This window comes from Candidatus Eisenbacteria bacterium, from assembly GCA_016867715.1.
Taxonomy (GTDB): Bacteria; Orphanbacterota; Orphanbacteria; order Orphanbacterales; family Orphanbacteraceae; genus VGIW01.
The window spans coordinates 1-12,363 of sequence record VGIW01000096.1 but is presented as its reverse complement, the minus strand read 5'-3'; the positions used below and the strand labels follow the sequence as shown (position 1 = coordinate 12,363).

General features: G+C 67.2%; 14 protein-coding genes. 12 read left to right on the top strand and 2 right to left on the bottom strand.

The features are described from left to right. Window positions 1-36: 36 nt before the first annotated feature. Genes FJY73_12370 through FJY73_12360 form a run of 3 tightly spaced genes read left to right on the top strand, consistent with a single transcriptional unit; the run spans window position 37 to window position 3,730 of the window. Window positions 37-882 carry an FAD binding domain-containing protein gene (locus FJY73_12370; protein MBM3321462.1) on the top strand — a complete coding sequence of 282 codons (846 nt, stop codon included), beginning with the start codon at window positions 37-39 and terminating at the stop codon, window positions 880-882. Then, complete coding sequence (locus FJY73_12365) at window positions 879-1,355, top strand: (2Fe-2S)-binding protein (protein MBM3321461.1); 477 nt, start codon at window positions 879-881, stop codon at window positions 1,353-1,355. The genes FJY73_12370 and FJY73_12365 overlap by 4 nt, the downstream gene beginning before the upstream one ends. Further along, window positions 1,352-3,730: a molybdopterin-dependent oxidoreductase gene (locus FJY73_12360; GenBank protein MBM3321460.1), complete on the top strand. Its 2,379-nt coding sequence runs from the start codon at window positions 1,352-1,354 to the stop codon at window positions 3,728-3,730. The genes FJY73_12365 and FJY73_12360 overlap by 4 nt, the downstream gene beginning before the upstream one ends. Before the next feature lie 272 nt (window positions 3,731-4,002). On the opposite strand, the gene FJY73_12355 is transcribed toward FJY73_12360, so the two are convergent. After that, the gene (locus FJY73_12355; GenBank protein ID MBM3321459.1) at window positions 4,003-4,623 is read right to left on the bottom strand and encodes a flavin reductase family protein; all 621 of its coding nucleotides are present in this window, start codon (window positions 4,621-4,623) and stop codon (window positions 4,003-4,005) included. A gap of 319 nt (window positions 4,624-4,942) precedes the next feature. Between FJY73_12355 and FJY73_12350 the strand changes: the two genes are divergently transcribed. The 9 genes from FJY73_12350 to FJY73_12310 all read left to right on the top strand — a co-directional run bounded on the left by FJY73_12350 (window position 4,943) and on the right by FJY73_12310 (window position 10,223). Beyond that, window positions 4,943-5,224 (top strand): co-chaperone GroES, encoded by a 282-nt coding sequence (locus FJY73_12350; protein MBM3321458.1) that lies wholly within the window; start codon window positions 4,943-4,945, stop codon window positions 5,222-5,224. 85 nt (window positions 5,225-5,309) lie between these two features. Beyond that, on the top strand, window positions 5,310-5,828 hold the full coding sequence (gene folK / locus FJY73_12345; protein ID MBM3321457.1) for a 2-amino-4-hydroxy-6-hydroxymethyldihydropteridine diphosphokinase: 519 nt from the start codon (window positions 5,310-5,312) through the stop codon (window positions 5,826-5,828). Between the two features lies 1 nt (window position 5,829). Beyond that, window positions 5,830-6,477, top strand: a complete 648-nt coding sequence (locus FJY73_12340) for a deoxynucleoside kinase (GenBank protein ID MBM3321456.1) — start codon at window positions 5,830-5,832, stop codon at window positions 6,475-6,477. Beyond that, entirely contained in the window at window positions 6,477-7,307 is an 831-nt protein-coding gene (panB, locus tag FJY73_12335; protein MBM3321455.1) for a 3-methyl-2-oxobutanoate hydroxymethyltransferase, read from the top strand. Before FJY73_12340 ends, panB begins: the two co-directional genes overlap by 1 nt. Then, window positions 7,300-8,181, top strand: coding sequence for a pantoate--beta-alanine ligase (locus tag FJY73_12330; protein MBM3321454.1), 882 nt, complete (start codon window positions 7,300-7,302; stop codon window positions 8,179-8,181). The genes panB and FJY73_12330 overlap by 8 nt, the downstream gene beginning before the upstream one ends. Continuing rightward, complete coding sequence (locus tag FJY73_12325) at window positions 8,178-8,921, top strand: NTP transferase domain-containing protein (protein MBM3321453.1); 744 nt, start codon at window positions 8,178-8,180, stop codon at window positions 8,919-8,921. The genes FJY73_12330 and FJY73_12325 overlap by 4 nt, the downstream gene beginning before the upstream one ends. Further along, window positions 8,914-9,411, top strand: a complete 498-nt coding sequence (locus tag FJY73_12320) for an HIT domain-containing protein (GenBank protein MBM3321452.1) — start codon at window positions 8,914-8,916, stop codon at window positions 9,409-9,411. Before FJY73_12325 ends, FJY73_12320 begins: the two co-directional genes overlap by 8 nt. A gap of 7 nt (window positions 9,412-9,418) precedes the next feature. After that, window positions 9,419-9,919 carry a LytR C-terminal domain-containing protein gene (locus FJY73_12315; protein MBM3321451.1) on the top strand — a complete coding sequence of 167 codons (501 nt, stop codon included), beginning with the start codon at window positions 9,419-9,421 and terminating at the stop codon, window positions 9,917-9,919. A 49-nt stretch (window positions 9,920-9,968) separates the two neighbouring features. Further along, window positions 9,969-10,223, top strand: a complete 255-nt coding sequence (locus FJY73_12310; protein MBM3321450.1) for a twin-arginine translocase TatA/TatE family subunit — start codon at window positions 9,969-9,971, stop codon at window positions 10,221-10,223. Window positions 10,224-10,280: 57 nt separating this feature from the next. On the opposite strand, the gene FJY73_12305 is transcribed toward FJY73_12310, so the two are convergent. Further along, entirely contained in the window at window positions 10,281-11,951 is a 1,671-nt protein-coding gene (locus FJY73_12305) for a peptidyl-prolyl cis-trans isomerase (protein MBM3321449.1), read from the bottom strand. Window positions 11,952-12,363 lie beyond the last annotated feature (412 nt).

The following is a 12,363-nucleotide window of genomic DNA, read 5'->3' as shown; positions in this document are numbered from 1 at the left end:
GCCTCCGGCGACCACCCGGCGGGAAGGAGACAGTCGGTGGCGATTCGATCGTTTCATCGCGCCGCCACTCCGGAAGAGGCGGTGAGACTTCTTCGCGCGGGCGGGGCGCGGACGTTCTACGTGGCGGGAGGAACCGACCTTCTCTCGTGGCATGAGCCGCTCGATGCGGTCGTGAGCGTGCGCGAGGCGCTCCGCTATCTTCGGCGCGAGGAGGCGGAGTTCGTCGTCGGCGCGTCGGCCACCGTCTCGATGGTCGAGGCGTGGGAAGAGCTCGCCCGCGCGGACGGCGGTCTCCTCCGATCGTGCGCGCGCGATTTCGCGACGTGGCAGATCCGCAACCTGGCGACGATCGGAGGGAACCTCGCGAGCGCCGTCCCCTCCGCCGATTTCGCTCCGCCCCTTCTCGTTCTCGACGCCCGGTGCGTGGTCCAGGGGACCGAAGACCGCCGCGAAGTTCCTCTCTCGGAGTTTTTCGCCGGCGCGCACGAGAGCGTGCTCGGGGCCGACCTTCTCGTCGAGATCCGCTTCGAGGAGCCCGCTCCGCGATCCGGCCTCGCCTGGGAGAAGATCGGCCGGACGGACGGGGACATCGCGATCGTGAACGCGGCGGCGCGCATCGATCGAGACGGGAAGAAATGCCGCGAGGCGCGCCTCGCGCTCGGGGCGGTCGCGCCGACCCCTTTCCGCGCGCGCGAGGCCGAGGAGTTCCTGAGGGGAAAGGAACCGGACGCGAAGACGATCGCGAGGGCGGCGGAGCTCGCCGCGGCCGCGGCGCGCCCGATCGACGATCAGCGCGCGAGCGCCGCCTATCGAAAGGCGATGGGCGAGCTTCTCGCCCGCCGCGTGCTCGCCGCCGCCGCGGAGGGGAGAGGAGGACGATGAACCTCGACCTTCATTGCACGGTCAACGGGGAGCCGAAGTCGTTTCGCATCGCGCCCGGGGATCGTTTGAGCGAAGTGTTGAGACGTGAAGGGTATTTCAGCGTCAAGGTCGGCTGCTCGACCGGGGACTGCGGCACGTGCACGGTTCTCCTCGACGGGGAGCCGATCGTGAGCTGCCTTCTTCTCGCCGCCGAGGCGGAGGGACACGAGATTCTTACCGTGGAAGGGCTCGCGAAGGGCCGCGAGCTCCATCCACTTCAAAAGGCCTTCCTCGACGAAGGGGCGGTGCAGTGCGGATTCTGCACGCCCGCCATGCTGCTCGCCGCGAAAGCGCTCCTCGACCGGGATCCGGATCCGTCCGAGAAGGCGATCCGAAGGTCGCTCGCGGGGACGCTCTGCCGATGCACCGGGTACGAGAACCCGGTCCGCGCCGTGCAGAAGGCGGCCGAGCGGATGAAGGAGGAGGCGCGATGAGCCGGAAACACCACCACGTCGTCGGAAAGAACATCTGGAAGGTGGACGGCCGAAGGCTCGTCCTCGGGGTCCCCGCGTTCACCACCGACTTCCCGCAGAAGGGAATGCTCATCGGCAAGATTCTGGGGAGCCCTGAGGCGCACGCGCGGATCCGCTCGATCGATGTCTCCGAGGCCCGCGCGATTCCCGGCGTGCACGCGATTCTCACGCACGAGAACGTCCGGGGGCTTTCCGCCTGGTCGGAAGGCGCGCCCGACCGCTTTCCGCGCGTCGCCTATACGCGCGCGGGGCAGGACTACGTGGAGCCGTCTCCTTGGGACTTCTTCCTTCTCGATTCGAAAGTTCGACATGTCGGGGATCGGGTCGCCGCGGTCGCCGCGGAAAGCGAGGAGATCGCCGAGGAGGCGCTCGCGAAGATTCGCGTCGTGTACGACACGCTCCCCGCGGTCTTCACCCCCGAGGAGGCGATGCGGGAAGGGGCGCCGATCGTCCACGACGAGCCGGAGATCGAGCGCGCCGTCGACCCGTCGCGGAACCTCTGCGCGAGCGTCGACGTGACGCTTCGCGATCTCGAGGCCGGCTTCGGCGCGGCGGACGAGATCGTCGAGAGCGTCTACCGAGTGCAGCGCGTGCAGCACGCGCAGCTCGAGCTCCACGCCGCCGTCTCCTATCTCGACCCCGACGGGCGTCTCGTCGTCATCTGCACCACGCAGGTCCCCTTTCACACGCGGCGCCAGATCGCTCAGGCGCTCGGCCTCCCGATCGGACGCATCCGCGTGATCAAGCCGCGCCTCGGGGGCGGCTTCGGCGGGAAGCAGGAGATGGTCCTCGAGGACATTTGCTCCGCCCTCACGCTCGCGACCGCGCGGCCGGTCCGCCTCGAGCTCACGCGCTACGAGGACATGAACGCGGTCCGCTCGCGCCACTCGATGACGATCCGTTTGAGAACGGGGACGAAGAGAGACGGAACGCTCACCGCGATCGAGATGGCGGCGCTCGTCGACGCGGGCGCGTACGGCTCGCACAGCCCGACGGTCCCGACGAACACCGGCAACAAGAACTTGCCGCGCTATCGCTGCCCGAACGTCCGCTATCGTTTCGACGCCTACTACACGAACCTCCCTCCGACCGGCGCAATGCGCGGATACGGGACGCCGCAGGGGTCTTTCGCCCTCGAGTGCCACATGGACGAGGCGGCGGAACGGCTCGGCATCGATCCGGTCGCGTTTCGGCTCCGAACGACGGTGCGCGAGAAGGACGCGGACGAGCTCTCGCCGCACATCTACGAGGTGAAGAAGGAGAACGTCCCCGAGGACGAGCGGATCGCGTGGACGTTCGCGAGCTGCGGTCTCCACGAGTGCATCGAGAAGGGGGCCGAGGCGATCGGCTGGTCGGAGAAACGGAAGGCGTACGACGCCTGGAACGCGAAGAAGCCGCTTCTTCGAAAGGGAATCGGGATGGCGGCCGTCTCGCAGGGGAGCGGGGTTGCGGGGATCGACACGGCGGGGGCGACCGTGAAGCTGAACGAGGACGGGTCGGTCGCGATCTACGCGGGCGCGGTCGACGTCGGGACGGGAGGGGACACGGCGCTCGCGCAGATCGTCGCGGAGACGCTCGGGATCGGAGTCGACGACGTCGCGGTCTACACGTCGGACACCGACCTCACCCCGTTCGACTCGGGAGCGTACGCCTCGAGCACGACGTACGTCTCGGGGGGCGCGGCGCTCCGCGCGGCCGAGGCGGTGCGCGCGGAGCTTCTCGCCGCCGCCGCCCAATGGACCGGATCCAAGGCGGAGGATCTCGCGCTCGAGGACCGTCACGTGGTCGGGCGGGCCGGAACGCGCGTTCCGATCCGCGAGGTCGCGACCTTTCTTACGTATAAGAAAAAGATTCAGGTGGAAAAGACCGCGACGCACGTCTCTCCGGTGAGCCCGCCCCCCTTCGGGGCGCAGTTCGCCGATCTCGAGGTGGACATGGAGACCGGGGAGGTTCGTGTCGTCGAGTTCGTCACCGCGCTCGACGTCGGAACGGTGTTGAACCCGAAGCTCGCCGAGGGACAGGTGCACGGGGCGGTCTCGATGGGGCTCGGCTACGCGCTCACCGAGGAGCTTCTCTTCGACGAGAGGGGGCGCCCGCGGAACGTCGGTTTCCTCGACTACAAGATTCTCAAGGCGACCGGGATGCCGAAGATGCGGACGATCTTCGTCGAAACGTACGAGCCGAGCGGTCCCTTCGGCGTCAAGGCGGTCGCCGAGATCCCGACGAACGGGCCGGCGCCGGCGGTCGGGAACGCGCTCCGGCAGGCGCTCGGGGTGCGCCTCCGCGATCTCCCCTTCACGCCGGAGAAGATTCTCCGCGCGATCGGGAGGATGTAAAGTCAATCTGCGCGCTCAACAACCGTAAGAACTCTTCGAAGTCCCTCGGTGGCCGGGTCGTAGCCAGAGAGCACCTGTCGAATGAGCTCGACCGCGCGCCATCGTTCGGCCGGGCTCCGGGAGAGCCAGTGTGCTTTCTCGTCGGACGGATCGCCGAGCGAGCTCACCACGAGGCGATTTCGATTGACGGCGAAAGCAGCGTCCTCGTTCATGTCTGTGATTATGAGGGGACGAGATTCCTGCGGTAAGAACGATCCCGCACGCCGTTCTTCTCATCTCTTCTCTTTCACCTTCGGACGTTCCATCGCGAAGCGGTCGCGCGTGCGGCAGTAGAGGTGGCCGCCCATCTTGCCGATCGCGCGGAGCATCTCCGGGTCGACGTGCCGGTCCTCGAGGAGGAGATCGTCGCGCGCGTGGATGCGGACGATCTCGCCGAGAACGAGAGCGGTTCGATGCGGGGGCGCGCCGATCTCGATCGTCCGAACGAGCCGGCACTCGAAAGCGATCGGGGATTCGGCGACGCGCGGCGGGAGGACGAGGTCGGAAGGGACCGCCGCGAGACCGGCGCGATCGAACTCGCTCACCTCGGGCGGATAATCGCCCGATGCCAAGTTCATCTTCTCGGCGAGCGCCTCGTCTACGACATTCACGACGAACTCGCCGGTCTCCTCGATGTTCCGGAGCGTGTCCTTCTTCTCGCCGCGTCGGCTCGCGAGGGAGACGCTCACGATCGGCGGGGTGGACGAGACGCCGTTGAAGAAGCTCATCGGCGCGGCGTTCGGAACGCCGGCCCGGTTCACCGTGGAAACGAACGCGATCGGCCGCGGCACGATCGCCCCGATCATCAGGAAATAGCGCTCGCGGACGCTCATCTGTGCCGGATCCAGGATCATGAAAGCCTCCTCGACTGCGGTCGAACGAGAGAACTCTTTCTTCATACCCTAATGCAGGGGCAAGGTCCCGGCAAATGCAAGGGATCGTTCTGTAGGAGAAGGGGCTGGCATCCTCGTTCCGCTCGTGAGGCGGCCGGCCACGGCGGGTCCCGCCGTCCGACAACCTCATCCGCAATCCGATTCCGACCGCAACCCGCCCGGTTGCCCGCGCCTCCCCGAGGGTCTATAATGCGGTTCCCGGAAAGCGTTCCGGTTCGGTGCGCTTCGGGCGGACGAGCCGCCCGCCGCGGACTGGACCGGGGAGGAAGGAGTTTGAAGTATGAAGATTCGTCCGTTGGGAGATCGGGTGGTCGTCCGGCGCCTCGAGAAGGAAGAGAAGGCGGGCGGCATCATCATCCCGGACACCGCTAAGGAGAGGCCGGTCGAGGGGGAGATCGTCGCCGTCGGACCCGGTGCGCGGAACGAGGCAGGACGAGTGGTTCCGCTCGACGTGAAGCCGGGGGACCGGGTCGTCTTCGGGAAGTACGCGGGGATGGACGTCACGATCGACGGGGTCGAGCTTCTCGTTCTTCGCGAAGGGGACATCCTCGGGAAGATCTGATCGGTCGGACGACGATCGTCGAGAGGGCGCGCCGGCGATTCCGAATCCAGACCGGAGAGGATCGCCGGGCGGGGGGGCGAGCCGGGTGACCCGATCGGGGGAACAGACGACGCGGGCGTATCTCGGCCTCGGCTCCAACCTCGGCGCCCGGGAAGAGAGCCTCCGGCGCGCGCTCCGTTCCCTCGAGAAGGGATCGTTCGCGGTCGATCGCGTCTCCTCGATCTACGAAAGCGAGCCGGTCGGGCCGGTGCGGGATCAGCCCCTGTTCCTGAACTGTGCGGCGCGCGGATCGTACGCCGGGGGCGCCCGCGAGCTTCTCGCCCTCATCGGCCGGATCGAGGATTCCCTCGGCCGGGTGCGCGCCGTTCCGAAGGGGCCGCGCGCGATCGACATCGATCTTCTCTATTTCGGCGGTGCGATCATCGACGAGCCCCCGCTCCTCGTGGTGCCGCACCCCTCGATTCCGGACCGGAGGTTCGTTCTCGTGCCGCTTGCCGAGATCGATCCGGATCTGGTACACCCGGCATTCGGGAAGACGCAGCGCGAGCTTCTTGCGGAGACGAAGGACCGGAGCCTCGTGACGCGCGTCCGGGGAGCGCCGTAGGATGGAGCACCGCTACATCGCGGTCGAGGGGGTGATCGGCGCGGGGAAGACGACCCTCTGCCGTGCGCTCGCCTCGAGGATCGGGGCGCATCTCAACCTCGAGGTCGTGGAGGAGAACCCGTTCCTCAAAGACTTCTACGACGACATCCGCACCTACGCCTTCCAAACGCAGGTCTTCTTCCTTCTCAGCCGGTTCCGCCAGCAGCAGGCTCTCGCGCAGACCGATCTCTTCCACGAGCGGGTCGTGAGCGACTACATCTTCGCGAAGGACCGGATCTTCGCGAGCATCAACCTGACCGACGACGAGATGGCTCTCTACGACCGCCTGCACGAGGTGATGGAGAGGGAGATCCCGAAGCCGGACGCGGTGATCTACCTCCGGGCGCCCACCGATCTTCTCCTCGAAAGGATCCGAAGACGCGGGCGCGAGTTCGAGCGAAGCCTGACGCGCGAGTACCTCGACGTGTTGCAGGAGGCGTACAACTTCTTCTTCGCGCACTACGACCAGTCCGCGCTTCTCGTGGCGAACGCGGGCGAGTGCGACTTCCTCGGAAACCCGGATCTCCTCGACGAGTTGATCGAGGAGCTCGCAGCGCTCGAAACCGGCACGGCGTCATTCACGCCCCGGCGGAAGGGAAGAGGCCGATGATGGAAACGGAGCGCCGAAAGGCGACCCCCCGCACGCTGGTCCGCATGAAGAAGAAGGGGGAGCGGATCGCGATGCTGACCGCGTACGACTTCCCCACCGCCGAGATCCTCGACGAGGCGGGGATCGATGCGATCCTCGTCGGGGATTCCGTCGGCATGGTCGTCCACGGTTTAGAGACGACGCTCCCGGTGACGATGGCGGACATCATCCGCCACGCGGCGGCGGTGGCGCGCGCCCGCCCGCGGGCGCTCGTGATCGGCGACCTTCCCTTCCTTTCGTATACGGTGAGCGTTCCCGACGCGGTGGCGAACGCCGGGCGGCTCGTGAAGGAGGGGGGCGTCGAGGCGGTGAAGCTCGAGGGGGGGCGCGCGATGGTCCCCGTGATCCGAGCGATCCTGAAGGCGTCGATCCCCGTGATGGGGCACATCGGGCTCACCCCGCAATCGATCCTTCGCTTCGGAGGATACGTGGTGCAGGGGAAGAGCGCGATCGCGGCGGAGCGGCTCGTCGAGGCGGCGAAGGGGCTCGAGGACGCTGGCTGCTTCGGGATCGTCCTCGAGGCGATCCCCGCGAACCTCGCCGAGCGGGTGACCGCGTCGGTGTCGATCCCGACGATCGGGATCGGAGCGGGGCCTTCGTGCGATGGACAGGTCCTCGTCACCCACGACCTCCTCGGGATCTACGGGAGGAAGCTCCCGCGCTTCGTGAAGCGATACGCGGATCTCCGGACGTCGATGCGCGATTCTTTCCGCACGTTTATTCAAGACGTGAAGCAAGGGACGTTCCCCGGACCCGAGCATTGCTACGACGGCGGAGGAGAGAATGAGTAGAACGCTCCGGGTCGCGCGCACGCGGCGGGAGCTCGAGGCGCTCATCGGCGGGCTTCGCCGGGAAGGGCCGATCGGCTTCGTCCCCACGATGGGCGCGCTCCACGAGGGGCATCTCTCCCTCGTTCGGGCGTCGGTCGCGGAGTGCGCGCGGACGGTCGCGAGCATCTTCGTGAACCCGGCCCAATTCGGCCCGGGCGAGGATCTGGCGGCGTACCCGCGGCCTTGGGAGGAAGATCGGGCGCTCCTCGAGGCGGAGGGGACGGACATCCTCTTCCTCCCCGCGTCTGAGGAGATCTACCCTGCGGGTCCGCGCGCGTTCATCGAGGTGGAGGATCTCTCCGGGCTTCTCTGCGGGGCGTTTCGGCCGGGACACTTTCGGGGGGTGGCGACGGTCGTCTGGAAGCTTCTCCAGATCGTCGATCCGGCGTTCGCCTACTTCGGGGCGAAGGACGCGCAGCAGGCGGTGATCGTGCGCCGCATGGTGGCGGGTCTCTTCGGGCGCTGGACGATCCGCGTCCTCCCGACCGTCCGCGAGAAGGACGGTCTCGCGATGAGCTCGCGGAACCGATACCTCGACCCCTCGGAGAGGGGGGCGGCGCCGGTCCTCTTCCGCGCGCTCGTGGAGGGGAAGCGCGTCCTCGAGAGGGGCGAGCGTCTGGCCGGGATGGCGGTGCGCGCGGCGAGCGAGACGCTCTCCCAAGAGCCGCTCGTTCGGCCCGAGTACGTCGCGCTCGTCTCGCTCGCGGATCTTCGTCCGGTGGAGGAGGCGCGCGGCGACCTTCTCTTCGCGATCGCGGCGCGCGTCGGGAAGGCGCGCCTCATCGACAACCTCGCTCTTCGCGTCGGGGAGCGCGTCCTGGAGATCCTTCCGTGAGAGAGCGGGCGGCCCTCGTGCTGGCGGCGGGGGAGGGGAAGCGGATGCGCTCGAGCCTCCCGAAGGTTCTTCATGTGTTGATCGATAAGCCCTTGATCATCTGGGTGCTCGACGCCGCGCGCGCGGCCGGGTTCGATCGGGTGGCGGTCGTGGTCGGTCACGGGGGCGAGGAGGTGCGCCGAGCCGTCTCTCGTCCCGGGGTCGAGTTCGTCCGGCAGGAGGAGCAGAAGGGTACCGGCCACGCCGTTCTCCAGGCGGCGCCTCTTCTCGCGGATCTCGACGGATCGCTCGTTGTCCTCTCGGGCGACGTTCCGTTCGTTAGCGCGGCAACCCTCGCGGGCCTCGTCCGGTTCCACGAGAAGGAGGGAGGGGCGGCGACGGTGGTCACGGCGACGATGGACGACCCGACCGGATACGGCCGGATCGTGCGCGGCGGGAGGGGAACGATCGACCGGATCGTCGAGGAGAAGGACGCGGCCCCGGAGGAGCAGAGGATCCGCGAGATCAACTCGGGGGCATACGCCTTCGACGCGAAGACGCTCTTCCAGGTTCTCCCGCGGATCGGGACGGAGAACGCGAGCGGAGAGATCTACCTCACCGACGCGATCGGGATCCTCCGGTCGATGGGGCGGGCCGTCTTCCCGTATCCTGTCGCCGATCGGTGGGAGATCTTCGGAATCAACACGCCCGAACACCTGGAGGCGGCCGCGGCGCACGCGGAGGGGAGGTCGAATGGATAGGCTGTGGGCGACGTGGCGCATGCCGTACATCGATTCGCTCAAGGAGAAGACGGGCGGGTGCATCTTCTGCGAGAAGCCGGCGGAGGGGAAGGACGAGGAGATGTACGTTCTACATCGGCGCGCGAATTCCTTTGTCATCCTGAACACCTTTCCCTATAATCCCGGCCACATCATGATCGCGCCCAGCCGGCACGTGGGGAGCTTCTCCAAGCTCGACGGAGAAGAAAGGTCCGAGATCATGGAGCTTCTCGCACTCTCCGAAACGATCCTCGAGGAGGTCTTCCGCCCGAACGGGATGAACGTCGGCGTGAACCTCGGAAAGGCGGCCGGGGCGGGGGTTCCGGGGCATCTCCACGTGCATCTCGTGCCGAGGTGGCAGGGGGACGCGAACTTCATGCCGGTGCTCGGCGGGACGAAGGTTCTTCCCCAAGGGCTTCGCGAGACGTACGGTCGCTTGCGGGAGGCGTTCCTTCTAAGAGAAAGAGGATAGGGGGCGTATGGCCAAACGAAAGAAGCCCGCCGGGCGGAAGGGGGGCGAGGGGTTCGGGAGGCGTTTCGGACGGCTCGTGAACCGCCTGTTCATCCTGGTCACGTTCGGGCTCGTTGCGCTCTACCTGATCCCCCTCTCGACGAAGATCGTCCAAGAGGAAGGGGACCGCTCGGAGGTCGCGGAATCCGCTTCCCCGATCGTTCCCTCGAAGCCGGTCACCGTGCAGGTGCTGAACGGCTGCGGGAAGGCGGGGCTCGCGCTGGATGTCTCTCGTTTTCTGAGGGAGAACGCGTGCGACGTGGTGGAGATGGGGAACGCCGACCATTTCCGCTACGAGACGACGAAGATCATCGCAAGAACGGACAACCTCGAAGCGGCGGAGTGGGTGCGCCGGGTTCTCGGCGCCGGCGACGTTTCCTCCGCTCCGAACCCCGATCTTCTCCTCGATGTGACCCTCGTCGTCGGTTCGGATTGCGTCCCCTTCCCGCCGCGCTCCGCGGCGGATTGATCGAACGGCCGCGCACGGCTCCGGAGCGAGCCGCGCGGGAGGATTCGTCATGGGTCTCGGAGGAATCGGCTTCCACGAACTTCTGCTCATCTTTCTCCTCGTTCTCTTGCTCTTCGGGGCCAAGCGGCTTCCGGAGGTAGGGAAGAATCTGGGCCGCGGGATTCGCGAGTTCAAGAAGGCGACGAAGGAGATCACCTCCGACGTCGATCTCGAGGAGCACGAGAAGAAGCTGCCGCAGAAGCCGCCGGACGAGAAGGAAAAGGGAACGGCCGAAGAGCGAACTCCCGAACCCCCGAAGGAGTGAGCCCGCTCTCCGCTCTGGTGATGGGGAGCGAGAACCGGCCGCGGTCCGCGAGTTCCTTTATCCCTCTTCCAATTCCGAGAGGGCGGGGCGCATGTCCTTGATCTTCGCCCGTTCTCTCTCCCCCTGGAGCCACTGGGCGAAGATGTACTCCTGCCTCTCGGCGAGAAGCGAGCGGATGAGGTACGCCTTTTCGGCGACGTAGCGCTCCTCGTCGATCGGGGTCACCTTCTCCTTCACGAGAAAGAACGCGCCGAAGTCGGTCTCCACCGGTCCGAACGTCGATCCTTCCGGCGCCGCGAACGCGGCAAGGGTGAGCCGGGCGTCCCGACCGATCGTGGGGACGGAACCGGCGCGCGAGACGAGGTCCGCGCGGCGGATCTCGCGGCCGGCCTTGCGCGCGAGGGAGGTGAGATCCGAGCGCTCCGCTTCCGCGCGGAAACGCTCCGCGTCGGCCCGCGCGAGCGCCAGCCTCTTCTCGCGGAGGACTCGCTCCCTGAGGCTCGTCGCGACCGCCTCGAACGGCTCCACGTGGCTCGTGTCCCGCGAGACGACCTCGAGAACATGATAAGTTTCGTCGTGAAAGATCGGCTCGCCGATCTCGCCGATCTCTCCGGCGAAAGCGAAGAGGTTCGCGCCCCGGAAGGCCCCGAGCCCGGGCACGACGACCCCCTCCTCGAAAGGCGTGGTCTCGCGGTAGACGATCCCCGTCGCCTCGGCCGCCCCGCGGAGGCTCTCGCTCGCCGCGCGCGTTCGGAGATCCTCCGCCGCGAGGCGCACGCTCTCCACCGTCTCCCCGCCCGCCTCCACGTTCATGAGGATCTGGCGGAGCCGCACCGACTCGGCCGCCCCGCTCCCCGTCCGCTCGACGACCTGGACGATCTGAAACGATCGCGGACCCTCGATCACCCCGCTCACGGCGCCCGCGGGGAGGGAGAACGCGAGCTCGTCGAGGTCCGGCGTGAGGTCTCCTCTCCGGAACGAACCGATGTCGCCCCCCTGCTGGGCGGTGGGGCCCTCGGAGTGGTAGCGCGCGAGATCCTCGAAGGGAGTTCCCTCGTAGAGCCGCTGCAGAATCTCCTGCATCCGCGAGCGGAGGTACGCGCGGTCCTCCTCGCTCGGGAGAACCGGGAGGGAGACGTAGCCGAGCGTCGCGCGGTCGGGGACGCGGAACTCCTCCCGGTGTTCCTCGTAATAGGCGTTCATCTCGGCGGGGGACGCCGAGACTGCGACATCCTCGTATTCCGAGGGAAGAAAGGCGATGAACGAGAAGTCGACCGTCTCGTTGTTTTGCACATAAAGATCGCGAAGCTCTCCCTCGGTGACCCGCGCGTTCACCGCGACGCGCTGCCTGAGATGGCCAAGCGGGAGCTGCTCGCGCACGTAGTTCTCCAGCCAGCGCCAGTCGACGGTCGGGTCGTCGATCGCCTGGCGGTATTTCTGGTAATCGAATCTCCCGTTCGTGAGAAACGCCTCGTCCGTCCGAAGGAACTCGGGCGGGTTCGAGCGGATCGTGTAGACGATCTCTTCGTCCGAGATTGGGATCGAGGCCTTCTTGAGAGCGGACTCCACGATCGCCGAGTGTACGAGACGCTGCCAAGCCCTCTCCCGGAGGAGGCGCGTGACCGAGGGAAGAAGAGGGAGATCTTCTTCGGCGCTGCCGCGATAGACGGCCGTCTCCTCGTTGAAGGCCCTTTCGAAGTCGTCCACGGTGAGGGAACGTCCGTTCACCTCCCCGATCACATAGCCGGGCTGGCTTCCCGACGTGCCCCGAAGATCGGCGCCCCACACGGCGAAGATCAGGCCGACGAACGCGGCGATTACCGATCCAGAGGATCGTCTTGGTGTTCTGGCGCATCGACTGCAACATGAACGGCTACTCCCCGCCGGTCTCGTGCGGAAGCCACGCCCCGACCGGACGGAGGGCGCGGGTTCGGATTACGGTTCTCACCGCCGGGAGAATAGCATGTCGCCCGGCGATCGGCAACCGGGGAGCGGTCCGGGCGCCGGCGCTCTCCGTTCCCACCATCGCCGCCCGCCGTGGTGATGTCCTCGGACGGCGGGTCACTCCTTCGCGCCGCATGGGCGAAGGAGCTTCCTCGCCACCCCGTCGCTCTTCGCGACGGGGAGCCCCGGCTCGGCC

Coding starts and splice junctions, on each gene's coding strand:
- FJY73_12365 (MBM3321461.1), top strand. CDS start 879: ATGAACCTCGACCTTCATTGCACGGTCAACGGGGAGCCGAAGTCGTTT.
- FJY73_12360 (MBM3321460.1), top strand. CDS start 1,352: ATGAGCCGGAAACACCACCACGTCGTCGGAAAGAACATCTGGAAGGTG.
- FJY73_12355 (MBM3321459.1), bottom strand. CDS start 4,623: ATGATCCTGGATCCGGCACAGATGAGCGTCCGCGAGCGCTATTTCCTG.
- FJY73_12350 (MBM3321458.1), top strand. CDS start 4,943: ATGAAGATTCGTCCGTTGGGAGATCGGGTGGTCGTCCGGCGCCTCGAG.
- FJY73_12340 (MBM3321456.1), top strand. CDS start 5,830: ATGGAGCACCGCTACATCGCGGTCGAGGGGGTGATCGGCGCGGGGAAG.
- panB (MBM3321455.1), top strand. CDS start 6,477: ATGGAAACGGAGCGCCGAAAGGCGACCCCCCGCACGCTGGTCCGCATG.
- FJY73_12330 (MBM3321454.1), top strand. CDS start 7,300: ATGAGTAGAACGCTCCGGGTCGCGCGCACGCGGCGGGAGCTCGAGGCG.
- FJY73_12320 (MBM3321452.1), top strand. CDS start 8,914: ATGGATAGGCTGTGGGCGACGTGGCGCATGCCGTACATCGATTCGCTC.
- FJY73_12315 (MBM3321451.1), top strand. CDS start 9,419: ATGGCCAAACGAAAGAAGCCCGCCGGGCGGAAGGGGGGCGAGGGGTTC.
- FJY73_12310 (MBM3321450.1), top strand. CDS start 9,969: ATGGGTCTCGGAGGAATCGGCTTCCACGAACTTCTGCTCATCTTTCTC.